This is a genomic window from Nitrospinaceae bacterium, assembly GCA_018669005.1.
Lineage (GTDB): Bacteria > UBA8248 > UBA8248 > UBA8248 > UBA8248 > UBA8248.
Genome location: JABJAL010000020.1, coordinates 36,075 through 59,002, shown reverse-complemented (window position 1 = coordinate 59,002; position 22,928 = coordinate 36,075). Strand labels below are relative to the sequence as shown.

24 protein-coding genes are annotated in these 22,928 nt (G+C 55.1%); 17 read left to right on the top strand and 7 right to left on the bottom strand.

All coding sequences use genetic code 11. The features are described from left to right. The first annotated feature begins 66 nt into the window (after nt 1–66). The 3 genes from HOJ95_02305 to HOJ95_02295 all read left to right on the top strand — a co-directional run bounded on the left by HOJ95_02305 (nt 67) and on the right by HOJ95_02295 (nt 2,595). Nucleotides 67–1,320 carry an acyl-CoA/acyl-ACP dehydrogenase gene (locus HOJ95_02305; protein ID MBT6393515.1) on the top strand — a complete coding sequence of 418 codons (1,254 nt, stop codon included), beginning with the start codon at nt 67–69 and terminating at the stop codon, nt 1,318–1,320. Nucleotides 1,321–1,480: 160 nt separating this feature from the next. Next, nucleotides 1,481–1,759, top strand: a complete 279-nt coding sequence (locus HOJ95_02300) for a hypothetical protein (GenBank protein ID MBT6393514.1) — start codon at nt 1,481–1,483, stop codon at nt 1,757–1,759. Further along, entirely contained in the window at nt 1,759–2,595 is an 837-nt protein-coding gene (locus tag HOJ95_02295; GenBank protein MBT6393513.1) for a hypothetical protein, read from the top strand. The genes HOJ95_02300 and HOJ95_02295 overlap by 1 nt, the downstream gene beginning before the upstream one ends. Before the next feature lie 3 nt (nt 2,596–2,598). Here the strand turns inward: HOJ95_02295 and HOJ95_02290 are convergent, their stop codons facing one another. Further along, a complete protein-coding gene (locus tag HOJ95_02290) occupies nt 2,599–4,884 on the bottom strand; it encodes a xanthine dehydrogenase family protein (protein ID MBT6393512.1) in 2,286 nt (761 codons plus the stop codon). A 265-nt stretch (nt 4,885–5,149) separates the two neighbouring features. Between HOJ95_02290 and HOJ95_02285 the strand changes: the two genes are divergently transcribed. The 5 genes from HOJ95_02285 to HOJ95_02265 all read left to right on the top strand — a co-directional run bounded on the left by HOJ95_02285 (nt 5,150) and on the right by HOJ95_02265 (nt 10,326). After that, nucleotides 5,150–5,989, top strand: a complete 840-nt coding sequence (locus tag HOJ95_02285) for an IclR family transcriptional regulator (protein MBT6393511.1) — start codon at nt 5,150–5,152, stop codon at nt 5,987–5,989. Continuing rightward, nucleotides 5,976–6,461: a hypothetical protein gene (locus HOJ95_02280; GenBank protein ID MBT6393510.1), complete on the top strand. Its 486-nt coding sequence runs from the start codon at nt 5,976–5,978 to the stop codon at nt 6,459–6,461. The genes HOJ95_02285 and HOJ95_02280 overlap by 14 nt, the downstream gene beginning before the upstream one ends. 141 nt (nt 6,462–6,602) lie before the next feature. Further along, nucleotides 6,603–8,057, top strand: a complete 1,455-nt coding sequence (locus tag HOJ95_02275; GenBank protein MBT6393509.1) for a sulfatase-like hydrolase/transferase — start codon at nt 6,603–6,605, stop codon at nt 8,055–8,057. 57 nt (nt 8,058–8,114) lie between these two features. Beyond that, nucleotides 8,115–9,338: an aminopeptidase P family protein gene (locus HOJ95_02270; GenBank protein MBT6393508.1), complete on the top strand. Its 1,224-nt coding sequence runs from the start codon at nt 8,115–8,117 to the stop codon at nt 9,336–9,338. A 106-nt stretch (nt 9,339–9,444) separates the two neighbouring features. Further along, nucleotides 9,445–10,326, top strand: a complete 882-nt coding sequence (locus HOJ95_02265; protein ID MBT6393507.1) for a DMT family transporter — start codon at nt 9,445–9,447, stop codon at nt 10,324–10,326. Between the two features lie 176 nt (nt 10,327–10,502). On the opposite strand, the gene HOJ95_02260 is transcribed toward HOJ95_02265, so the two are convergent. Genes HOJ95_02260 through HOJ95_02245 form a run of 4 tightly spaced genes read right to left on the bottom strand, consistent with a single transcriptional unit; the run spans nt 10,503 to nt 12,960 of the window. After that, nucleotides 10,503–11,510 carry an amidohydrolase gene (locus HOJ95_02260; protein ID MBT6393506.1) on the bottom strand — a complete coding sequence of 336 codons (1,008 nt, stop codon included), beginning with the start codon at nt 11,508–11,510 and terminating at the stop codon, nt 10,503–10,505. A 37-nt stretch (nt 11,511–11,547) separates the two neighbouring features. Further along, nucleotides 11,548–12,264: a hypothetical protein gene (locus tag HOJ95_02255; protein ID MBT6393505.1), complete on the bottom strand. Its 717-nt coding sequence runs from the start codon at nt 12,262–12,264 to the stop codon at nt 11,548–11,550. 42 nt (nt 12,265–12,306) lie between these two features. Next, the gene (locus HOJ95_02250; protein ID MBT6393504.1) at nt 12,307–12,693 is read right to left on the bottom strand and encodes a carboxymuconolactone decarboxylase family protein; all 387 of its coding nucleotides are present in this window, start codon (nt 12,691–12,693) and stop codon (nt 12,307–12,309) included. 15 nt (nt 12,694–12,708) lie between these two features. Beyond that, entirely contained in the window at nt 12,709–12,960 is a 252-nt protein-coding gene (locus tag HOJ95_02245; GenBank protein MBT6393503.1) for a hypothetical protein, read from the bottom strand. Between the two features lie 145 nt (nt 12,961–13,105). Here HOJ95_02245 and HOJ95_02240 point away from each other — a divergent pair, with 145 nt between their 5' ends. From HOJ95_02240 to HOJ95_02230, 3 genes are all read left to right on the top strand, one after another. After that, nucleotides 13,106–14,281 carry a hypothetical protein gene (locus tag HOJ95_02240; protein ID MBT6393502.1) on the top strand — a complete coding sequence of 392 codons (1,176 nt, stop codon included), beginning with the start codon at nt 13,106–13,108 and terminating at the stop codon, nt 14,279–14,281. Between the two features lie 112 nt (nt 14,282–14,393). Then, nucleotides 14,394–15,518, top strand: a complete 1,125-nt coding sequence (locus HOJ95_02235; GenBank protein MBT6393501.1) for a Gfo/Idh/MocA family oxidoreductase — start codon at nt 14,394–14,396, stop codon at nt 15,516–15,518. A 62-nt stretch (nt 15,519–15,580) separates the two neighbouring features. Next, a complete protein-coding gene (locus HOJ95_02230) occupies nt 15,581–15,964 on the top strand; it encodes a cupin domain-containing protein (protein ID MBT6393500.1) in 384 nt (127 codons plus the stop codon). Nucleotides 15,965–16,001: 37 nt separating this feature from the next. Here the strand turns inward: HOJ95_02230 and HOJ95_02225 are convergent, their stop codons facing one another. Then, a complete protein-coding gene (locus tag HOJ95_02225) occupies nt 16,002–16,448 on the bottom strand; it encodes a hypothetical protein (GenBank protein ID MBT6393499.1) in 447 nt (148 codons plus the stop codon). A gap of 144 nt (nt 16,449–16,592) precedes the next feature. Further along, on the bottom strand, nt 16,593–16,958 hold the full coding sequence (locus HOJ95_02220) for a PilZ domain-containing protein (GenBank protein MBT6393498.1): 366 nt from the start codon (nt 16,956–16,958) through the stop codon (nt 16,593–16,595). Between the two features lie 337 nt (nt 16,959–17,295). Here HOJ95_02220 and HOJ95_02215 point away from each other — a divergent pair, with 337 nt between their 5' ends. The 6 genes from HOJ95_02215 (at nt 17,296) to HOJ95_02190 (ending at nt 22,852) form a co-directional block, all read left to right on the top strand. Then, nucleotides 17,296–17,859 carry a cyclic nucleotide-binding domain-containing protein gene (locus tag HOJ95_02215; protein ID MBT6393497.1) on the top strand — a complete coding sequence of 188 codons (564 nt, stop codon included), beginning with the start codon at nt 17,296–17,298 and terminating at the stop codon, nt 17,857–17,859. Between the two features lie 273 nt (nt 17,860–18,132). Further along, on the top strand, nt 18,133–19,026 hold the full coding sequence (locus HOJ95_02210) for an NAD(P)-dependent oxidoreductase (GenBank protein ID MBT6393496.1): 894 nt from the start codon (nt 18,133–18,135) through the stop codon (nt 19,024–19,026). 14 nt (nt 19,027–19,040) lie between these two features. Beyond that, complete coding sequence (locus HOJ95_02205) at nt 19,041–19,802, top strand: SDR family oxidoreductase (protein MBT6393495.1); 762 nt, start codon at nt 19,041–19,043, stop codon at nt 19,800–19,802. 9 nt (nt 19,803–19,811) lie between these two features. After that, nucleotides 19,812–20,801, top strand: a complete 990-nt coding sequence (locus HOJ95_02200; protein ID MBT6393494.1) for an aldo/keto reductase — start codon at nt 19,812–19,814, stop codon at nt 20,799–20,801. A 119-nt stretch (nt 20,802–20,920) separates the two neighbouring features. Next, nucleotides 20,921–22,105, top strand: coding sequence for an acyl-CoA/acyl-ACP dehydrogenase (locus HOJ95_02195; GenBank protein MBT6393493.1), 1,185 nt, complete (start codon nt 20,921–20,923; stop codon nt 22,103–22,105). Nucleotides 22,106–22,153: 48 nt separating this feature from the next. Continuing rightward, nucleotides 22,154–22,852, top strand: coding sequence for an SCO family protein (locus HOJ95_02190; GenBank protein MBT6393492.1), 699 nt, complete (start codon nt 22,154–22,156; stop codon nt 22,850–22,852). Nucleotides 22,853–22,928: the final 76 nt, after the last annotated feature.

Sequence of the window (22,928 nt, the reverse complement as noted above, 5' to 3'; positions counted from 1 at the left end):
TGATTTTTTTAATTACCCGATGCGGCGGGAGATGGTTTGGTTTTTGTCGCTGGGTGGGAGGCGTAAATGTTTGTTGATGCGTATATGACTGAAGAGCAGTTGGCACTACAAAAACTGGCCCATGAATTCGCGGTAAAGGAAATTCGTCCCGTCGCCATGGATTTGGACCATAATCCCGATCCGGCAAAGAGCGCCTTCATGGATACCTTGCTTGAGAAAGCTGACGCGGCGGGTTTTCGGACGATGACCATCCCCGAGGAATATGGCGGTGGCGGCATTACTAGCTTGTTCACCCATTGTGTCGTTGGCGAGGAGCTTGGTTGGGGCGACCGGGGCGTGGTGGGCATGCTCCTCTCGTGCGCGAAAATATCCCATCTCCTCATGGCCGAAGCGCTGGCCACCAAGGAGCAGCGCGATAAATGGCTCAAGGCTTTTGTTGACGATCCCACATTTCTGATCACCCAGGCCATGACCGAGGACGACACGGGCTCGGAAAACCTATTGCCCTACGACGGGGTGGACGGTGGTTTCCGTACGCGGGCGGTGCGCGAGGGCGACCATTATATTTTGAACGGTCGCAAACGCTTTATCTCGAATGTCGGCTACGCCAAGCTGAACTTTGTTTATGTCCGTACTGACCCGACTAAAAATATCCTCGAGGGCTCGACCCTGCTTATGGTGCCGATCGACACCCCGGGGCTCTCTTTTGGGCGGGTGCATGACAAGATGGGTTATCGTCTGAACCTCAACCGGGAGATGATATTCACGGACGCCAAGGTACCCGTTGCGAACCGTCTTGGCCCTGAGAATTACGGCATCGTGAATATCAACAGCCACCTCCGGGGCGGAGACAGCCTGATAAATGCGGCGGCGATGGTGGGGCTGGCGCGTGCGGCCTATGAGGCGACCCTGGAGTATGCGAGCAACCGCAAGGCGAGTGGGAAGCTGCTCATTCACCACCAGGCTATCGGCCTCAAACTCGTCGAGATGTATACCCAGATCAACGCCGCGCGGGCCTATATCTGGCAGGCGTCACGGCAAATCGACGATCGCGACAAGTTGCCTGTCGACTTGAAGATGGCAGGCTCGGCGAGTTATTTCGCCCACGAGGCGGCCTGTGATGTGACGCGGGACGCGATGGAGATTCATGGCGGCATGGGCGTCATGCGCGAGTTGCCCATCGAAATGTATCTACGAAACGCCTACAACATGCTCCACAGCGACGGCGGCATCATCATGAAAAAGCTCAAAGTAATGCGAGGCCTGAGTCTTGATGCGGGTCTCGGTTCGGGAACAGGCGGCGAGAAAGTTTCCGTCTAGGCAGTATGCCTCGGGGCGCTGTCCTGGAATTTCATAGCTAGGCAGTCTCTGGTTTTTTTTGCTGGATAATTGATGTTTGTTCCTTCCCGCCAGGGGGGGGTGATTTTTTTAAGCTTCCCATTTTCGGGCTGGCGCGTTTCTTGTGCGTATGAGGCGTATAATGCTTCATTATCAGTTGAATAAACTGGTCCACGAAATTCAGTTTCCCGACAAGCGGGCCCTCTTCGATCAGGATCCCGAAGCGTTTATCGAAACGTTCAATCTCTCGGCCAAGGAGCTTTCCGCCGTAAAAGACGGGGATGTTCGTGCGCTCTGGAACATGGGTGTGAATCCTTACCTTCTCCGGGTTTATCAAATCTGGAAGGGAATTAGCGACGATGAATACAGGGCTGCGCTTGAGGGGCTCTCTTTTTATGAGCCGCAGGGAGGTGTGAGCTGATGGCTGAGGTTGTCGGTGTTTATGCAGCTACCCATACCCCTCTTTTCCTTTTGCGGCATGATGAGCCTTCGCAAGAGGTGCGCGATGAGGTTTTCGCCTGCTACGAGGGTATCGGAAAGGCGATGCTGGATCGGGGCGCCCAGGCGCTAATCGTTTTCGAAAACGATCACCTCCACTCACTTTTCCTGGATCGGCATCCCTCGCTGGCGGTTGGTGTGCAACCCGTGTTTCGTAATGTGGCGAGCGAGGCGTATATGCCAGAGCCGGATGGCGGCCGGAGGGGAGATCCCGATCTCGGTCTACATTTAGTGGAATCGCTACTTGAAAGCGACTTCGATCCGGCGATGTGCCAGGAAATAGATCTCGATCATTCGATAGTCTCGCCGCTTGTCCTGATGGGCGACCCGGCAATTCCGTTGGTGCCGATACTGCAAAATACCGTTGCGCCGCCTCTTGCTCCGGCCCGCCGGGCCTATCAACTCGGAATTGCCGTGCGCCATGCGGTTGAGGCCTACGATAAGGTGGAGCGCGTGGCCGTTCTGGCAACCGGCGCGCCAGCGCATTGGATTGGCACCCCGGAGCTTGGCCGTATTGATGAAGAGTGGGACATGTCGGTCATCCGGCCGCTTGAGGCGGGTGATGCCAAGAGCCTTGCCGGATGGAGCCAGGAGCAAATCGATGCTGGGGGAAACGGTGGAAACGAGCTACGAAACTGGCTATCCGCCGCCGCTATGGCAGGTGACACGAAGGCGAAGCTTCTCTGTTATCGCCCGGAGCCCAAATGGTTCATAGGCGTTTCGGCCCTTGAGTGGCCAGTGGGTCCCGCGCTCAAATAATCCTTACGAAATAGTCTTAGTTTTGTTCTGCAAAGCCCTTAAAACAGCCTCAGGCGTTGCCGGAAGATCGGTGATCTCCGCGCCGATGGCGTCGCACAGCGCGTTTACAACAGCAGGAGCCGTTGGGTTTACGGATGGCTCTGCCACGCCCTTGACCCCGAAGGGGCCTCTTGGCTCGTTGGTTTGGACAATTATTGAGGTGAATTTTTCCGGCATGTCTGTCGGTGTTGGAATGTGATAATCCATGAAATAGGGGTTTTGCACACGCCCATCCTTCATCTGGATCTCTTCCATAAGCCCCAAGCCGTAGCCCATGCTCGCACCGCCTTCTATTTGCCCTTCAACGTTCATCGGGTTGATGGCGGTTCCCACGTCATGCGAGGCGGCAAGATGTAGAACGCGGTATTCACCTGTTTCTATATCCACCTCGACCTCGGCACACTGTGTAGCGAAAACATAGCACTCAAAGCCCTTGCCCTGATGGGTTGTCTTGTCCACGCCGAGGTCTTGCGACTTGTGGGTGCCCTCGCTGACAACTAATTCGGATGCCTTGTGGCAGGCTAGGGCGACCTCTTTAAGCGGAATCTTTCGATCTGGCGAGCCCTCGACATAGACCATGCTGTTTCTGATACGTAAATCCTCGGGGGCGGCCTCCATCATGCCGGCGGCTTTGTCTAGAAGCTGCGCTTTCACCTTGCTTACCGCAATTTTGACTGCCTTGCCGCCGAGATGGGAAATGCGGCTGCCCGTTGAGCCCGGATCAAACGGAGAAACTGAAGTGTCACCGTTGATAAGTGAGACATGCTCCATCGGGATGCCTAATTCCTCTGCGGCCACTTGTCGGAGGACAACGTTCGAGCCCTGGCCAACGTCTGTGATGCCGACGATGACGGTCAGGGTGCCGTCTTCGTTCACGCGGGAGAAGGCGGCGCTGGGTGTGGCATTGCCGAAACCGGCAACCGGATAAATCATCGCGGCCATTCCGCGTCCCCGTCGTTTCGTGCCGCAGGCGGATTTTGCGCCGCGACCAATGTTGTCCCAGTCCACCGCCTTCGTGGCGGTGTCCATCGTCTCGCCTAGTCCGCAACTCGTGATGGCATCGCCACTATGGGCCGGGTCGCCTGTTTTCATGGCGTTGCGACGTCTTAGCTCAAGCGGGTCCATGTTCAACTTGCGTGCTATGAGGTCCATGTGGCGCTCGCAGGCGTAGCACGTTTGGGTGGCGCCGAATCCCCTGACGGCGCCGGCGAAACCGTTGTTGGTATAGGTGAGAGCGAATTCGGCGCGAATGTTGTCTATCTTGTAGGGGCCCGGTCCCATGAGCGCCGCTTTGGCGGCCACGCCACCACCTGCCGAGGCATAGGCCCCGCCGTTCAGAAGCAGTTTGATCTCGACGGCGGTGATCTTTCCGTCCCGCGTCACACCGGTCTTGTAGTTCATCTTGAAGGGGTGGCGTACGGTCGAGGCGGTGAATTCCTCCTCGCGAGACATGCGAAATTTCACGGGTCGCCGGGTGCGCATGGCGCATATCGAGGCGAAGGCCTCAAGCATAATTTCGTGTTTGCCGCCGAAGGCGCCGCCAGCGGTGGCGCTCAGGACGCGAACCTTCGTGAGGGGCAGGCCAAGAACCTTGGCCAGATCGCCCCGGATACGAAACGGAGTTTGGGTCGATACGTGGATCGTCAGGCGACCGTTGCTTTCCAACTGTGCCATGCAAAGATGTGGCTCTATCGAGGCATGCTCCTGCGCCTGCGAGTGGTAGCACTCCTCGACAACGATGTCGGCCTCGGCAAATCCGGCCTCAACGTCGCCCCGAATTACTTTTCCCTCGGTAACGAGGTTGCCCGTGGGATGCGTTTCGTGGACAAGGGGGCTGCCCTCCTCCAAGGCTTGCTCTGCGGTCAGCACGGCGGGCAGGTCTTCGTATTTGACGTTGACCAGACGGGCCGCCTCTTCGGCCTCCTCCCAACTCTCGGCACAAAGGGCGACAACGGGGTCTCCCTCGTAGCGCACCTTATCATCACAGAGGAGTCGTTGATCGGGAAAGGAGGGTCCGTAGCGATTGTTGGGGATGTCCTCGGCGGTAAGGACACATACGACGCCCTTTGCACGAGCGGCCTTGGCGGTATCCACGTTGAGGATGCGTGCATGGGGCCTACCGGCACGAACCACTGCACCGTAAAGGAGCCTGCCTGGTTCGATGTCCTCAACGAAGAGTGCATCACCAGAGACCATATCGTTCCCATCATCGCGGGCATATCTTTTTCCGAGAATATCGTGATCTGCCACTTTTAAGGTCTCCGTTAAATAGAAAGATTAGGCTAGAAAACATCGAGACGAAGACGCTCGCCTTATAAGTATGGTTTATCATACCATATCCTACAGCCGGGAATCTGTCGTAGGTAGATGTGAAGCGTAAGTTATTGTTACTGAATAAGATAAGGTATTTTGCCCGAGGATAGGTTGACTCATGGTAGTTGAAGTCGGAAACTGAACTTACACATATAGATTGATGATGTACACATAATGTGAACGGCATGACAGGAGTTTTGGTATGGGAGAGGCGAATCGCTCCGAGGGCCTTAGACGGGGGCTCGAAATACTCGGTATCTTCAAGGAGCATCAGCCTGAGTGGGGGGTGAGCGATATAGCCCGGGAGTTGGGCCTGCATAAAAATCAGGTTCACCGCACCCTCAAGACCCTGGTGGATGCCGGTTTCCTTCAGATGTGTCCGGACTCGACCAAGTATTCACTTGGCTTTGGCGCGTTTGAACTCGGGGTTGAGGCGGGAAGGCGCATCAATCTGGTTCCCGAGGCGCGACCCCTTCTTGAAAATCTGGCTTCTGAGATTCAGGCAACCGTTTCCATTCGTGTGGAGGACGGTGATGTGACTGTGGTTGTCGAGACCATCGAGAGCCCTGGCAGGCTCCGTGTGCACTCGCTCCATGGTAATCGGCGGACGTGGCATTTCGTTGGCTCAGGGGCCAAGCTTTTCTCGGCCTACTTGCCCTTCGATAGGCTTGATCGATTAATCCGGGAACATGGTCTGCGCCGATACACTGAAAATTCAATTACGCGAAGAGAGGATGTTGAAAAGGAGTTGGTGCGGATTCGAAAGCAGGGCTATGCCGTGAGTAAGGGGGAGCATTATCCCGATATCTTCGGTGTTGCCGCGCCCATTTTGTGTCCAAATGGTAATTTGCTGGCAATACTCGTGGCGGCGATGCCCTATACGGGAATATCGAAAAGTCGCCAGGATCAGATTATTCGAAAGGTTGTTCAGACGGGAAAGAAAATTTCGGTTCTTTTCAGAACGCGAGCTAAGAATAATGAGATAGGCCACTCGCGCGCCCCCGTAAACAAGGAGACGCGCACCGCTGGTGCCTCAGTCTGACATCAATTTGATCCTCGTGTCCCATAGTTTTCATACGTTTGGCGGCGTTTTTATGGTGCCCACGGGGGGGAAGATTTTAAAAAAGGGGAGTATTTTGGGAGAAGAATCGGCTACAAAAGACGACAGGCCCGGGAGGCCGCCATTCATTCTAGGCACGCCCGAGAATTATGACGCGGTTATCGCCGCGCCCGAGCATCACGAAGTGGTTTTTGAAAACGATAAGGTCCGGGTGGTTAATGTCCTGGTGAAGCCGGGCGAGCGCGAGAATATGCACACCCATAGGTGGTCGAGTGTTTTCATCATCAATAGCTTTCCGGAGGTTAATTATTATCTTGAGGACGGCTCCTCCACCCCGCGCACCGGCGGGAGGCGGGAAGGGGTGCCCCACTGGATAGAGCCCGAGGGCATCCACGCGGTCGAGAATATCGATACTCGGCCTTTCGAGGGCGTTCGCATTGAACTGAAAGATTGAAGAATAATGGGGATTGTTTGAGTTAGATAATTCTCATTTCGATGAGCCGGGCGGTTGCAACCGGTTTGTTGTTTTATGCCGCAAGAAAAGGGCTGTTTTTGGTGTGTTCAAGGGTGCGGTATCTTTTAGCTGGTTGGAGGGATTATTTTGGAGCCAATGAATCTGCTCTTCATCATGTCGGATGAGCACAGCGTCAAGGCGTCGGGCTGCTACGGTCATCCGATCGTGAAAACGCCGAACATCGACCGGCTAGCTGCCTCGGGCACTCGCTTTGAGAACGCCTACACGAACTGTCCCATTTGCACGCCGGCGCGCGCCGGATTCGCTACCGGGCGCTACATCCACGAAATTGGAAACTGGGACAACGCGCATCCCTATATGGGAGAGGTGCCAAGCTGGGGGCACCGTCTTCAGGACAATGATGTTCCCGTCATATCCATCGGAAAGCTCCACTACCGCAACACCGAGGACCCCACGGGTTTCGATGAGCAGGTGGTGCCCATGCACGTGCGCGAGGGGGTGGGCAGCCTGCCGGGCTCGGTGCGTGACCCACTGCCGGTGCAGGGCGCCAAGGCGCTTGCCCGCGAGATTGGAGGCGGGCCAACGAGCTATTCGAACTACGATCTCGATATTGTAGAGAAATCCTGCCACTGGCTCGAGAACGTGGCGCCCACGCAAACAGACAGGCCCTGGATGACGTTCGTCTCGATGGTGAGCCCCCATTTTCCGATGAAGGCGCCGCAAGAGTTTTATGACATGTATCCGGTGGATGAGATTCCGATGCCCAAGATGCATCCGGCCAGGGAAGGCGAGCGCCACCCTTGGGTCGATGCGTTCAGAAATTGCATTGACTCAGACTATTACTTTGACGACGAAAAGCGCCGAATCGCCATCGCCTCATATTTTGGTCTCTGCACGTTCCTTGATCACAACATCGGCCTCGTGCTCGATAGCCTCGAAAAATCGGGTCAAGCAGATAACACCCGCATTGTCTACGTCTCGGATCACGGCGAGAATCTGGGCGCCCGGGGCACCTGGGGCAAGGGGACGATGTATGAGGAATCCGCCGCCATCCCGCTCATATTATCCGGGCCGGATGTTCCCGAGGGAAAGGTGGTTTCGACCCCGGTGTCACTCGCCGATTTTTATCCGACAATTCTTGAGGCGGTTGGGGTCGAACTCGATGATTATGACACCTCGCTTCCGGGTGAATCCCTTTACGGTTTCGTTCAAGGGCCCGATAACCCGGATCGGGTGGTCTTCAGCGAATACCATGCCGCCGGTGCCGATACCGGCTCATTTATGATTCGCCGCGGGAAGTTTAAATTTAATTACTATGTGAATTACGAGCCCGAGCTTTTTGATCTCGAGGCCGACCCCGAGGAGTTGAATAATCTCTCATCGAGCCCTGAGCATCAGGCGACGCTCAAGGAGATGGAGGCGGAACTCAGAGAAATTCTCGATCCCGAAGAGGTGGATCAGCAGGCGAAGGCGGACCAGGCGGCACTGGTCGAGCGGCATGGTGGCCGCGATGCCATCATGAACCAGCCCGCCGGCGCGACGCCGACCCCTGAGAGAGCTTCTGGCAACAATTAATTTCAACGGGCTTCGAATTTTCCTGCGAACATTCATTTTTTTAATAAGGAGAAGAGTATGGCCGAGTGTCCAAATTATTTTTGGCCCTGGTTTTCCGAGGAAGAATATCAAAGACGCTACACGCTCATCCGTGAGGGCATGGCGGCTGAGGGTCTTGACTGCCTCCTCGTCTACGGCGTCAGTCGGGGTATGGGCATGGAGCCCGGCCAGACGAACCTAGTCTACCTCACCAGTGTGGCCTCGTGGAGCCAGACCTACCTCGTATTTCCCCTAAACGAGGACCCGACCATGTTTATCATGAGTTCGAACCAGGTCAAAAATATTCGTGACAACTCGGTCATAAAGGACGTCAGGCCCGGCGGCATGTTCACGCGCACAGGCGGCATGGGCGGTTCCGCGGGCCCGGTGGCCGAGCGCCTCAAAGAACTCGGGCTTGAAAATAAGCGTATCGGAATCGTCGGCGACACGGGCTGGCTGAATATCAATTTGCCCCACGAGGCGCATGTGCTCATCACTGGGGCACTTCCCACAGCCGAATTCGAGGTTGTTACCAATTGGTATGAGAACCTTCGCCTGCCGAAGAGCGAGGAGGAAATCGAGCGCATGCGCCGGTCGGCGGCCGTCACCGACGCCGTCTACGATGTCATGGTGACGGCGGCGCGCCCGGGAGTTCGTCCCTGCGATCTGTATAAACTCATGGGCCAAACCGCGCTGGGCATGGACGCCCGGCTGACGCTGGGCCACGTGGGCCGCACCCCGATGAGCGATCCCGACATGGATTACCCTCATTACTATCCACTCACCACGCCCATCGAAATGGGCGATGTGGTGATGACAGAAGTATCGGCGGGCATCGGCGGCTACTACGGAAAAATTTGGGGGACTTTCTTCATGGGCGACCCCACCCCTGAGTACGAAAAACTTTTTCAACTAGGGACCAAGACCAGTCACGATCTTCATGCGGCCATCAAGCCGGGGGTCCGGGTCGGGGATCTCACATCAATTTGTCTAGACGACACCCAAAAGGCGGGCTACAAGGCCAAGACCAGCATTACCGGCTGGTCCACCTGGAACGAGCCCCCCGATGTGCGGGGCGCGGGGGACACCGTGACGGACCCCGATTTCGTATTCCGGAGAAATACCTGTCTCAGCGTGACGGGCTGGCCCTCGACGGAGGATGAGAAAATGGGCATCTGGCTAGGGGACGTCTGCCTCGTCACTGATAATGGTGCCGAGAATTTTCAGAAATACCCGATACGAGAGATTCACGTTGTGAAGTGAGATTTTGATATTCATGATGAAAGGCTAACTAGTATAACCCACATCAGTGGTAAAATGCCCTTCTAGTAGCTCTCCTTTTCCGGGACCTATCCATGACACAAAATTCATGAACGAGACGGCGCTGGCGGGGATGTTCTCGATCTTCACGGCGATGTCCACGGGAACGTTCTCGGTAATCGTGCGGCGGGGGGGCCACCACGCCAACGCGGTCACGGGTGTTTTGATCGGGCTTATGGTGACGGTGCCGCCGCTGGCGGCGCTGTGTTGGGCGCTCTGGGAGCCCGGCTGGTGGAACCCGAGGGTGTGGGTGCTCCTCGCGGCGGGGGGATTGCTGGGCCCGGCCATCGCGCGGGTGCTCTACTTCTCGGCGATTCACCACCTGGGGGTGGCGCGGGCGATGCCGCTGCTCTCGACGATGCCCCTATTCGCGGCGATCTTCGGGGTGGGGATGCTGGGCGAGCGGCCCGGGCCGTTTATCTGGGCGGGCACGTTTCTCATCGTGCTGGGCTGCATTGTCATCACCCACAAAAAGGCAGGCGATAAAAGCTGGAGCCGGGGCCACCTGTGGATTCCGATTCTGGGGGTGATGATGTTCTCGACCTCCCTCGTTTTCCGCAAAGCGGGGGTCGAGATGGTGGGCTCGCCCCTGATGGCGATCACGGTGATGAGCGCCTCGGGGATGGTGTTTCTCGCCCTGCTCGCGCGGCTATTGCCCGCCGGCCAGCGGCCTCAGCTCGACCGCCCGGAGGCCTGGCGCTTTTACACGGCGAGCGGGGCGATTAACGCGCTCGCGATGTTTTTTCTTTTTGTCGGGCTCAGCTACGGGGATCTGACCATCGTGACCCCGCTCTCGGCGACGGCGCCGCTGTTTTCATTGCTGCTGAGCCGGTTTGTGCTCAAGGAGGACGAGCGCGTGACGTTCATCATCGTCGCGGGCACCTTGCTCATCGTCCTCGGAGTGGGAATCATCTCCTGGCGCATTTTCTAGCCGTTCACCCCCGGTGCATCGCCGCCCTCTATGCGTCGCCCCGGGGGCGCATTTTTGCTAAACGGAGAGTTCTGCCGCTAGTTCGGCTTCGGACATATAGCGAATATCACGCGGGTCGTCTCGGTCACTTGGTGCCATCGTTGGTTCTCTTGCCTTCCATCTTCAGAGTTCTTCACCTAAATCTTAAAAAGCTTCTTCGCGTTGCCCGAGAGGATTTTCTCCTGATCTTCTGGGGAGAGGCCCGAGAGGCCGGGAACCTCCCGCGCGGGGCCCAGGTCGCCCACGTCCCAGGGGGCGTCGGTGCCGTAGAGTATCTGATCCGCGCCAATGGTTTTGACGGCAAACTCCAGGCAATCGGCATTGTGAATCACGGTGTCGTAATAAAATTTCGATAGATATTCATCGGGCGATTTAGCGCCTTTGGCCCTCGGCTCCCCGCGCACTTCCCATCCGTGATCCCAGCGGCCCCTGATCCACGGGGTGAAGCCGCCCAGATGGGCAAGAATGATCTTGAGATTCGGAAACCGGTCAAAAACCCCGCCGAACATCAGGCAGGCGGCGGCGATGGTGGTGTCGAGCGGGTTCGAGATTAGGTTGTGGAGGTAGTAGTCCTTCATCCGATTTTCCCGGCCAATGATGTCGCCCGGATGAAGCAGAATCGGAACGTCGAGTGAGACTACCTTGTCCCAGAAAACATCCAGCGCCGGATCGTCGAGGTTTTCCCCCCGGATGTTCGTGCCAATTTTTACGCCCTTGTGGCCAAGTTTTACCGCGCGATCAAGCTCGGCGGCGGCGGCGGGCGGGTCTTGCAGCGGGACGGCGGCGATACAGCTGAACTTGTCGGGGTATTTATCGACAAGGGCGGCGAGGCCCTCATTCTGCGAGGCGGCGATCTCTCCCGCCATTCCGGCCTCTAAAGGATAAAATGTCATTCCGGTAATGGCCGAGAGAACCTGGTGGTCGATGTCCATCTTTTTCATGTCCGAGAGGCGAATCTCGGGATCGACTGCCTCGGGCGGGATGCGATTCTGGGTCTGGCGAACCTTGCTGGAGAGTTCATCTTCGCGGACGAGGGTTTCCCATTTCTCGCCCTGCTCGATGCGTAGGATGGGTGCGTATTTTCCGGCGCGAAGGTCTTCCAGAATCCCTTCCGGGACGATGTGTGCGTGATGGTCGATGATCAAGCTGGGCTCCTTATCAATACGATACCAAAGACGTAGTTTATTCCACCGGCGGCCAGATTCGCTGTCCCAGGGTGGGCGATTTCGGTGCGTGGACGAGGTTATTCACAGCCTCTCTTGAGCGCGGCGTGCCCTCAGTGGTGAAATTCTTTTGTAGCGATTCGATGGAAGTCCATTCGTACATGATTGCATGATGGGCCCATCCGGCGACCGAAATGAGATTTCGCGCTCCGATGCAACCATCCATTTTCGTCAGGCGCGGCATACGCACCTGGGAGTACCACGAGCCGAGTTCTTCTTCGTACTCTAGAGGGGTGTTGAATGTGCCGACCTGGATGGCGGGGCCGGGCGTGATGCCGGGCGCACGGGTGCTAACCTCGTAGCCCTCGATGCGGTCGCGCTCCATGAAGATGCACTGGCGCGCGCCGATCCGCCGGGTGAGCATTTCACGCTCATCGCTGCCCCATTTCTCGGCGAGTTGGGCGGGGCTGGGGTCGAGGAAAGTGGTGGGGAGTTCGGCTCCGAACAGGAGGAGGTAGTCGTTTCCGGTGGGTATGGCGGGATCGTCGGTCCAGGTGAGGACTTTGGCTTTATGGGCTTCATGCGCCTCGTCCCAGATATTTTCGACATGGGCCGCCCATAGGTAGCCGGGCCGCTTGAGAGCCGCGGGGAGGTGCACTTCATGAAGCCAGGCGAGATATTCCTCGCGTCCCTCTTCGGGAAGATCGTACCAGATTGCCCAAATGCCTCGGTCCATCAGAAGTCTCCTTTAATAAGGTCTGAAAATTGAGTGAAAAAATTAATCGTTTGGCTCGGGGAATTTGTCGGGCCAGTTGTCGAGAATATTTTGCAGAAATGATTTGAGTTTGTCTGGATCCGGCCGGAGGCGACTGATGTCCCCGGCAACTTCGACCTCATCGAGGGGTAGCTGGAGCGAATCGTGGTAGCGGTTACGCATGTTGAAGTAGCTGGTCACGAAGGTGAGCTCGACAAACTCTTGGTCGGAGAAATGTTTTTGCACCTCGGCGGCGATGTCGTCGCGGTGTTTGGCTGTGTTGAGGGTGACGTGTTCGGCCCATAGGACGGTGGCCTTTTCACGATCAGTGAGCAGGGGCGAGTCCATATAGTTATCGGAACCAATGGCCTCGACCATTTCATCGGTGATGCCCAGCGCCCGGCCGAGCATGGTGTTGTGGAGAAGTCAGTAGTCGCAGCCGTTTAGCTGGCTGGTCTTGATGGTGGCAATCTCCTTGAGCTTTGAGGAGAGGACGGTCCCCAGGCCCTCGCGCATCAAGGTCTGTACGAGGGGGTAGAAAATCCGGGCGAGAAACGGCGAGTTGGCCGTTGCGCGCACGGAGTGGACATTGCGCTTCTGGAATTTGCCAAATATCTCGAAGGTGCGCGCTACCTCTCCTTGGGCATCCTCGGGGGTTAGCAGCGGAACTCTTGCCATCTTCGTTTCTCCTTATATCTGTTTTATGGCGATTTCGTAAAACCATCTTAATCAGGCCCGTCCTGGTTCCCGATGGCTCCAACTTCCTTTATGATAATCGGACTAAATAAAATTTTCGACTGACCCAATTATAGGAGCCCGAGACGTGTACACCGCCACAAAAGGCAAAGTGCTTCCGACCACCATGGCTGGCTCGCTCCCGCGGCCAGCTTGGTTCAACAGAAATCTAGCCGGCCAGCCCCTTCGCGCCGCGATGGTCGATAGTCTTCACCGCGAGCAGTACCTTGATGCGGTCTCGAGCTTCATTCGCGACCAGGAACGTGCGGGTCTCGATATCGTCTCGGACGGCGATGCGCGCTTCGACAACGACGTGGGTGGACGCTCGTGGGTCAGCTACGTCATGGAGCGCCTCGACGGTGTGTCGGATTACCATTCCGCACAATATAAATATCCACGGCGGAACTCACAAGCGATGGGCAGCCTTCTCTACGAAGTGCACAATTCGAGGGTGCTCCCTATTGTCATGGAAAAGATTGGCCCCGGCCACATTGAGCTTACCCAGCTTTGGCGCTGTGCCCAGCAGATGACCTCCCGACCCGTTAAAATTGGGATGGTGAGCCCCGAGCAGGTGGGCCGGATGATCCCCAACGTCTACTACGAAGACAAAGCCGAGCTCATAGGCGTTCTCTGCGACATTATGAACGCGGAGTTTCACGGGTTGGCTGCGGCTGGCGCCACCGTTTTTCAGGTTGAGGAGCCTTGGGTCCACCGTTTGGATTTTCAATCCTCGAATATTGAGGCCGAGGCCCAGGAAAGTATTGGCTTCTTCAACCGAAGCGTTCGCGGGCTCAGGGATAAACTTGAGCTTTGGGTTCACACAAGCTGGGGAAATCCTGCGCAGCAGCGCGGCGGGGGCTTTGAGGAAAGCTATGAGCCGGCCCTTGCCTACATGAACGAGCTTGAGGCGGATGTGCTCACCTTTGAGTGTGCGAGCACCGGTGGGATGGATCTTTCGTCCATCGCCGAGCACATCACCGGGCCCAAGATCGGAATTGGCGTCATCAATGCGCGCACCCTTGAGGTTGAGCGTCCCGAGGACGTGGCTTCTTTGATACGAAAGGCGCTTGAGGTTATTCCTGCCGAGCGGCTTTGTATTACGACCGACACGGGGTTCGGGCGCGAGGGAATGGGCCGGCGGCATGCCTTTTATAAGATGGTCGCTCTGGCCCGAGGCACGAACATCGTCCGCCGGGAGCTGGGCGTGCCCGAGACCTATGTGCCTGCGGCAGACCCCATGTTTGCCATCGTGGATGAGGAGTAGGGCGAGCCTCCTTAGCATTTGGAGATTCCGCCTCAATTTGTAGTGGGCCAGGGTTTTAAATTACGTTATTTTATCTGTCATCTTTTTACGCAATAAGGAAATGGGGGCGCTAATGGGCATCAAGGGGCTGACAAAGAATCCTATCGGCTTGGCGATTGTCGGCTGCGGTCGTGTGGGGCAGATTCGTGGACGTTGCGCGGCAGAATATCCAGGAGTCGAGTGGATAGGCTGCTGCGACATAGACGAGGGGCGCGCCAAGGCGGTTGCCGAGGAGCTGGGAGCCGATTTTTATTGCACCGACTATAAGGAGCTTCTGGGGCGCTCGGAGGTCAACGCCGCTGTACTTGCAACAGATGAGAACGAGCACGCGGGAACCCTATGGGCGGCCATCGAGCACGGCCACAGCATCCTCGTGGAAAAACCGCTGGCGACCAACGTGGTCGAGTCCGCGGGGATAGTCGAGGCCGCCGATAAGGCCGGCGTCGATCTCCTTGTGGGCTACACACAGCGTTTCCGTCGCCGCTGGCTGACCGCCCGCGAGCAGGTCGCCCAGGGCATGTTGGGCGATATTACCTCGGCCACGACCCGCGCTTTTTTAAACGGGTTGACGGGTCCCACCCGCCTCGAGGCCAACGAGGACCGCTCGAGGCTCACGCCGATGGTGGTCTCGGGCACCCATGCGCTGGACGTAATTTTCTGGGTGCTTGGTGAGGGGAAAAAGCCTGCCGAGGTCTATGCCCGCTCGGTCGATAAATCCTTCGCCGGCTTGGGCACCCAGGATTCGACCTTCAGCATATTTACCTTCGATGACGGGACCCTCTGGAGTATGTCCTGTTGCTGGGCGCTGCCTAAAGTCTGGCCTGCCTCGACCTACAGCCTTGAAATCGGGATTGTCGGGACCGAGGGCGTGTTAACCATCGACGACACCCACCGGGATATGGTGATGGCCTCCGAAAAACCATGGCAGAGTCATCGCGGCAGCAGCGACCAGAAGAACGTGACGTTCTTGTGCAGCTATCCGCCGGGCGATATGTCCAATGGTCAATTCTGGGGTCCCATGCGCGAGGAATCGAACGCCTGGCTCGCGCGGCTCTATACCGGTGTGGACACCCCCCACGCCACCGGAGCGGAAGGTCATCGCAATTTGATGATGACAATGGCCTGCGATCTTTCGGCGAAGCGGAAGAAGCCATTGTCGCTCCCCATTTCTCCCGAGGAGATCGAAGCGGAGCTTTAGGTTTATTTTCGATTGGATTGGAAAGTTTGGTACTTTTCTCTTTTTCGGTGAAAGGAATTCTCATGGCTAAGGTATTGAGTGTAAAAAATCTTCCTGTTGACGAAAAATATGAGCCTGGTTTCGAACTCACATTCGGAATCACCGACGAGACGACTGGAATCGAAACCGCCACGTTGGTGAAAACCCATTTCCCTCCCGCGAGCAGAAGCAAGCGCCACTACCATACCGATGGCGATTTGATCTGGTATTGCATTTCGGGAACGGCGGTTTGGTATATCGGCGAGGAGCTGGAGAAATTCGTGACCGAGCCCGGAGATTTTATGTTTATTCCGAGAGGCGAGGTCCACTGTACAGAAGTGGAGAGCGCAACCGAGCCCGTCGAGGGTGTCGGCGGCTACGGCGGCTGCTCGAATCCGTATAAAAGCGGCAAGGTGTTTATAGAGTAATTTCAGGCGAGATAAAAAATAGCTGATTTTGTGGAACTTATCGCTGAGGGTCGTTCTCCCATTTTCCATCGGGGAGGCGGCAGGCGGTGTCGTAGCCGCGCTGGATGAGCCTAGCGTCTCTTAGCTTCTGCTCGTATGCCCGGCAATACTGTCCCCTGGCATTTTTATAGGCAGGTCTGGCGACGACCGAACCCATAATTCCCGTTTCTGGGTTTGTCCATCTCACCTTCTCGCCCGAGCGGGCCGTTTCGAGTGTGTGATTGGTATTCTCCGATAGAAGGAAACGGTCGCTGTATTCAAGATATATCTTCGGTGCGTATGGGTAGTGGCCGTAATGGTGATGATGATGCCCGTAGTGGCCCAGAGCAAAGAGAAAATGTAGTCCCACGCCGAAATGTGTTCTACGCCGGGCCTCCGCGCTGCCAGCCGAAATCACAACAATAAGAAGTACAGCAAAAAAAATGGTAGACAGTATTTTCTTCATCGCCCCACGCTCCCCAGTTAAGCCAATTTGATACACAAATATCAGGCCTTCCCGCTTAGCTTCAGAGGTAGAATACCAAAAAATCGATGAATTTGGCAGGGAATTTTCCTGCTGAAAATTCCCTGCCGGTGGGGTTTTGTGACTTTAGGCTCTCGAGGGCGGGGTCTCGTAGGAAGGAAAAGCCTCTTCAATGGTGTCTTCGTATTCATTCCGCCGATTTTCAGGCACTCGAAGCAAAAAACCTATTTTCCATACGGGTGGTGTCGTCTTGTTTTCTGATATCCACGCCACCGTAGCCTCGCAGTCCATGAAGGTGTTGCCGTTGATCTGAATCGAGCATGGGATTGTGGTGCAAACCTCAAGAGGAATAGACGACTCAATCATCAATCCGCCAAAACTGATGTCCTTGTATGAAATGATTTTTCCGCTGAGTGCAGGTGCATCGAATATTGCTGTGTTTGCGTCAATGCTTTTTCTTTCGTGAACTCTTTCTTCTATCGTTGTAGGCATCGGGCGTCTCCATTTATTCGAGTATCATGTTCTTGCTAAGCGAAATGTTTTTGTGCATAAGGAAGAAGAAGACGAATACGGTCAGTGCAATTTCTTTTGCTATGGAAAATGCTCGATTACAATGTAGCAAGAAATTCAGGACAGGCTTTATGTTTTCAATTCAGATAATCAAAATAGTTTAAATATCAAAATGAATTTATTTCAAAAAAGAGATCGCCGTCACATATGTCATTATGGTGTATGATTGTAGTATGTTGTTGTTAAGTTTTATCGCGGATGTTTTAATCTGAGATGAGTGGCGAATGATTTCAACGAATCCCTAGAGGGGATAGTTTCCATGAGCGGTAACGTTGAAACCGAAAATGATCCTGCAGGAGCAAAAGCTCCCCAGGGACGCACCTTAAAAGCCCGTCCTATCATTCCCGCTAATTTATTGAAGCTGATTCATAAGCTTCAAAAAAATTATAATTTTTTCTCAGAAATGAGCGAGGGGGAAATCAGTGATTTCCTTAGAATGTGCAAACAGGAAACCTATGAGCCCAGTGCTGTTATTTTTAAGGAAGGCGCTTCTGCCGACCATTTTTATCTCATTGTGTCGGGTGAGGTTGTCATTGAAATGGATGACAAGGAGGTGGCGCGGCTTCATGCTGGTGAAGTGCTTGGCGAAATGGCGCTTTTGGAGAACATTCCGCGCACAGCAACCGCTACTGCTTCAGAGACCACGATATTGTTCTTTATCCCCGTACGAGTTCTGAATACCCGGATGCCCACCTTGGCCTACAAGGTCTTGCTTGGTGTCGCCCAGCAGATGTCGGCGAGGCTTCGGGAAGCAAACGAAAATATCGTTATTCCCAAAAATATCGAAGAAAATGATAAAACGGCCGATGGATGGCCAAAATAGTATTGTAAGTAAGCTCATTGCCCGGCGGATACCTTGAGCTGGGTCCGATTTTTCCACTTCTGTATGCGACGGACGCCTTGCCGGTGGTTCATTCTCCATTGTAATCTGACCTTATCGATACAGCTTCCAATATGATCATGAAAATGACGGTAGTTCTCCTTTTGGTAGGCGGCCTGCACTTTTTTATGACGATAATATTGGATGTTGACCTGTATCTGCTCCCGGCCATTTTGTCGGGTTTTATTCTTTTTTTTCTTGAAGGAGGTGTATGTGATGGGTGAGCGAGTTGGGATAGCCGGAATTGGCCTCATGGGGTCGGCATTGTCTGCGCATCTTATAGAGGCGGGTTTTGAGGTTCAGGGCTTTGATGTTGACGGTAAAAGAGTGGATGAATTTGCCGAACGGGGGGGCATCCCCGTGTCGTCACCCGCAGAGGCAGCCAAGGGGGCGAAGTGGATGGTCACATCACTCCCCACGAGCGATATCGTCAGGGAGGTGGTTTTTGGAGATGGGGGTATCGTCGAATCTGCTGGGGAGGGATTTATTCTTTGCGATGCGTCGACTTCGCGGCCCGAGGATTCCGAGCGTCTTGGCGCAGAACTCGCCGAGCGAGGAATCCATTTTCTTGACTCTGCTGTGAGCGGTACAAGTACGATGGCCTGGGAGAAAGATCTTATCATAATCGCAGGTGGTGATAAGGCGGATTTTGATGCCTGTAAACCTTATTTTTCCGCCATGAGCCGCGGGGCCTACCACATGGGCCCCATAGGTTCGGGTTCAGTGTGCAAATTGATCATCAACTTGATTCTTGCTGCCAATCGCCTGGCACTGGGAGAGGGGTTGGTGCTCGGAACGAAGGCCGGGATGGATATGGAAACTCTCCTTACGGTTCTAAAGGATGGCGCTTGCAGCTCGAAGACGATGATCGACAAGGGCCCCAAGATGCTTGATGCGGATTATTCGCCTCAAGGGTTGGTGCGCATCTCGCTCAAAGACTCGCGGCTCATGCTTGAGCAGGGCCAGCGTTTCGGCTCGCCGATGATGGTGACGAGCGTGTGGTCTCAGGTAGCGCAGGCCGCCTACAACAAAGGGCTGGCGGAGAAGGATTCTGTCGCTTTCTATGAGGTGTTGCGCGAGATGGCGGGCCTGGATAATCGAGCTGTATAGGGGAGGTGAGTTCCGTGGATAACACTACTTTAAATTTTGATGGACAAAGCGTCATTGTGACAGGAGGGGCGACGGGTATTGGCGAGTCGTGTTCGCATCTTTTCGCCCGGCAGGGCGCCTCTGTCACTGTGATGGATTTTGATGAAAAGGGGGCCGAGCGTGTTGCGGGCGACATTCGGGGGAAGGGGGGAGACGCTGCGACATCGATAGTGGATCTCACCGACTTTGAGGCGACCCGGAAGGCGGTGGAGGCGGTTCACAGCCGAGTTGGGCGTTTGGATGTGCTGGTTCACAGCGCTGGCGGGTTTCCGCGATACATCAGCCTTATCGACATGCCTGTTGGGGATTGGGAAGGGGTTATGGACGCCAATCTAAAGTCGATGTTTTATCTGCTCAAGGCGGCGGCGCCATTGATGATAAAGGCGGGGTATGGGCGCATTGTAACGCTGTCGAGCGCGGCGGCGCGATCGAGCAATCATTCTCCGCACTATACTTCGGCGAAAACGGGGGTTTTAGGTCTGACGCGGCAGGCTGCGCGTGAACTGGGCCCGAATGGGATTACCGTGAACGCGGTGGCGCCTGCAAGCGTAAACACCCCGAGGACGATGGCCATGCGAACGGAGGCGCAGACGGCGAAAATTGAGCAGACAACGCCTCTTCGGCGCATGTGCGAGCCCGAGGAGATTGCATGGCCTATTTTATTTCTGTGCAGCCGCGAGGGTGGGTATATAACGGGTGTTACGCTTGATGTGAATGGCGGGAGCACAATGGTTTGAGGTGAAGAAATGCGCTACCGGAAGCTGGGAAATACGGGTCTCAAAGTTTCGGAAGTTTCGTTTGGCGGCGGGGCCGTCGGCGGCCTGATGACGGACAATGAGCGGGAAGAGGAGCATTTTCGCGTGGTGAGGCGGGCGTTGGAGCTGGGGATTACCCACTTCGATACGGCGTCCTCCTATGGCGATGGGCGCTCGGAGTCGAATTTGGGACGTGCACTTGAAAAGCTGGAGGCGGAGGTGACGCTCTCAACCAAGGTGCGTCTGGGGGCCGATAGGCCCGGGGATATTGCAGGCGCAGTGGTTGCCTCGGTCGAGGAGAGCCTCGCGCGCCTGCGGCGAAAATCTGTGGACCTCATCCAGCTCCACGACCATGTGGCGCCCGAGGGCCAGTGGGGGGATATCTCGATTACGCCTGAGGAGGTGCTTGATCCTGGCGGGGTAGTAGATGGCTTTAAGATATTGAAAGATAAAGGGAAAGTCCGTTTTTTCGGCTTCACCGGCCTCGGGCGGCCCGAGTCCCTCCACGTCCTCGTTATGAGCGGCATGTTGCACTCAATCCAGGTCTACTACAATTTGCTTAACCCGACAGCCGCCTATCCTGCCCCCGCGGGCTATGAGCCGCTCGACTACGGTGGACTCCTCCTAAAAGCCGCCGAGCAGGGGATGGGCATTTTTGCCATTCGCGTTCTTGCACGGGGCGCCCTGGTGGCTAGCCCGAAGACCGGCGGAAAAGAGCCGCGCTCCCTCTCGCCGGGCTCTGGTTATTCCCGTGATGTTGAAAGGGGCCAAAAGCTGGCCTGGCTTGCCGAGGCAGAGACTTGTTCCCTCTCCCAGGCGGCCTTCCGGTTCGCACTGATGCGGCCTGAAATCTCGGCTGCCCTGGCCGGTTGCGCCAGTGTAGCCGAGGTCGAGGAGACGGTCGCATGCTCAGGAGCTCCCGGCCTTTCAGAGGCATCTGTTGAGCGCCTCGCCGGGCTCTGGGCAAGCGACTTCGCATAATGGCGCGGTCGCGCAAGTTTGTAGGCTCGATGAGTTTGATATCGATTCGGAAATATACCAATTTTAAAGTTTGAAACCGAATTTTTTTATCCGTTTTTTCTAGGGAGGGGAGCACTCACATGCAATATCCATTTACAGATGAACAACTGGCAATCGCAGAGTTGGCCCGCAATTTTATGGAGCGCGAGGTGGCCCCCGTCGGCGGTGAGATAGATGCCCGCCCGGACCCCAAGGATTGCTATCCAAAAGAGTTGATCAACAAGGCCTCAAAGCTCGGGCTTCGCACGATAGCGTTGCCTGAGGAATATGGCGGGATGGACGCTGATATCTTCACAAAAACGCTCGCCCTCTGGGAAGGCGCTCAGATAGAGGTTGGAACGATTAAATGCCTGAGCCAGTGCTGGAAAGCCACAACAATTCTCTCGAAGGCCGGCACCAAGGCTCAGAAGGACCATTGGTTTCCGAAATTCGCCGCCGATGATAATGCCGTTTGCTCCCTCGCCTCGACCGAACCCGACCACAGTACCGAAAATCGCCTACATGGCGGCGATCCCAAACTCGGCATGCGGACAACAGCCGTTAAAGACGGAGATCATTTCGTCATCAACGGTGCTAAACGCTACACCTCACTCATTGGCGAATCGAAGTTGATTGTTTTTTATGCGCGGACCGACCCCGATGCCCCGATGAATAAAGGTGTAACCGCATTTCTTCTCGATGGCTCTGAGGAAGGAATTTCTTTTGGCCAAACTCATAACAAAATGGGCTACCGCCTCTACCCGAATAGGGAGAGTTACTACGACAACGTACGTGTTCATAGGGATAACGTTTTAGGAGAAGTAAACGGCGCCGCTGCCGTCCGAGCCCATGCCTTCCGGGGTAGTGCCGAGCTCGCAGCCTGTAATACGGGTCTTGCCCGCAGTCTTTACAAAATTTGTTATGAACATGCCAAGGAACGTGTTCAGGGCGGCAAGCCCATCATCGAGCACCTGACGATTCGCCATATGCTTGCCGAGATGATCATGAACATCGAGGTGGCAGAACAGTTCATGTGGCGAATCTGCTGGGGGGCTGAAAATGACGAGACATTCACCTCTCGGTTTACCCGATCTGGCAAGGTATTCAGCGATAAGGTGGGTCTGAAGACCATCGAACTGGGGCTCGATGTTCTCGGTGGAATGGGAATAATGCGCGAAGGGCCGAGTGAGAAAATTGTGCGAGACATCCTAACGTTCCTCCATGGGGATGGAACGGATTCTGCCACCTTGCTGGAGGCGGCGAATACATTGGAGAGCCCTGCCTAATCGTTACTTGCGACATGTGTTGCTTCAAAATAAGAAAGAGAAGGATTTGTGAAAAGTCCCGGAAAGATTGTCGTATTTCCAGTAATTATTTTAACCCTTCTGGTGGGCGCCCTTTGGTTTGTCCAGAAGGATTTTTCAAGGTTGCCCGTCTATGGCGATCTCCCTGATTTTTCTTTGATCGACTCGGAAGGGAAGTCAGTAGAATTAAGCACTTTGAAAGGAAAGGTATGGGTATCTGATTTTATTTTTACCCGTTGCGAGGATACATGCCCCCTCGAATCTGCAGAAATGGCCAGTCTACAGAAAGATTTTGAGAGTGAACTCAATTTCCGGCTCGTCAGCATCACCGCCGATCCGGACTTCGACAGCCCTCTTGTCCTGAAGAAATATGCCGAACGATTTAATGCAGACCCCCAGAAATGGTTCTTTCTTACGGGGGAGAAGAAGAGAATTCAAAATCTTGTTATGAAAGGGTTCAGGCTGGCTATCGCGATTAGCGGCGCTTCTCATCTTCCGATTTTCAATTCAAAAAATAGCGTGGCGACGATAATTGGAAATATTCTGGTTCCGACAGCCTCTGCACATGCAAACCATGACCATGGGGAAAATAAAAAACTAGGTGTTGAAATTACTCACAGTTCACGTTTTGTTCTCGTGGATCAGTCGGCACAAATTAGAGGTTATTATCACAGCAACGATCCTGATTCCTTGAAGAAATTAAGAATAGACATTCGAAGCTTGCTTTAGAGCATAATTCAAGAGATCAAAAAAAATATTGGATAAAGAAAATTGATTGGTTATCGGATGAAAAAAATAAAAGTCC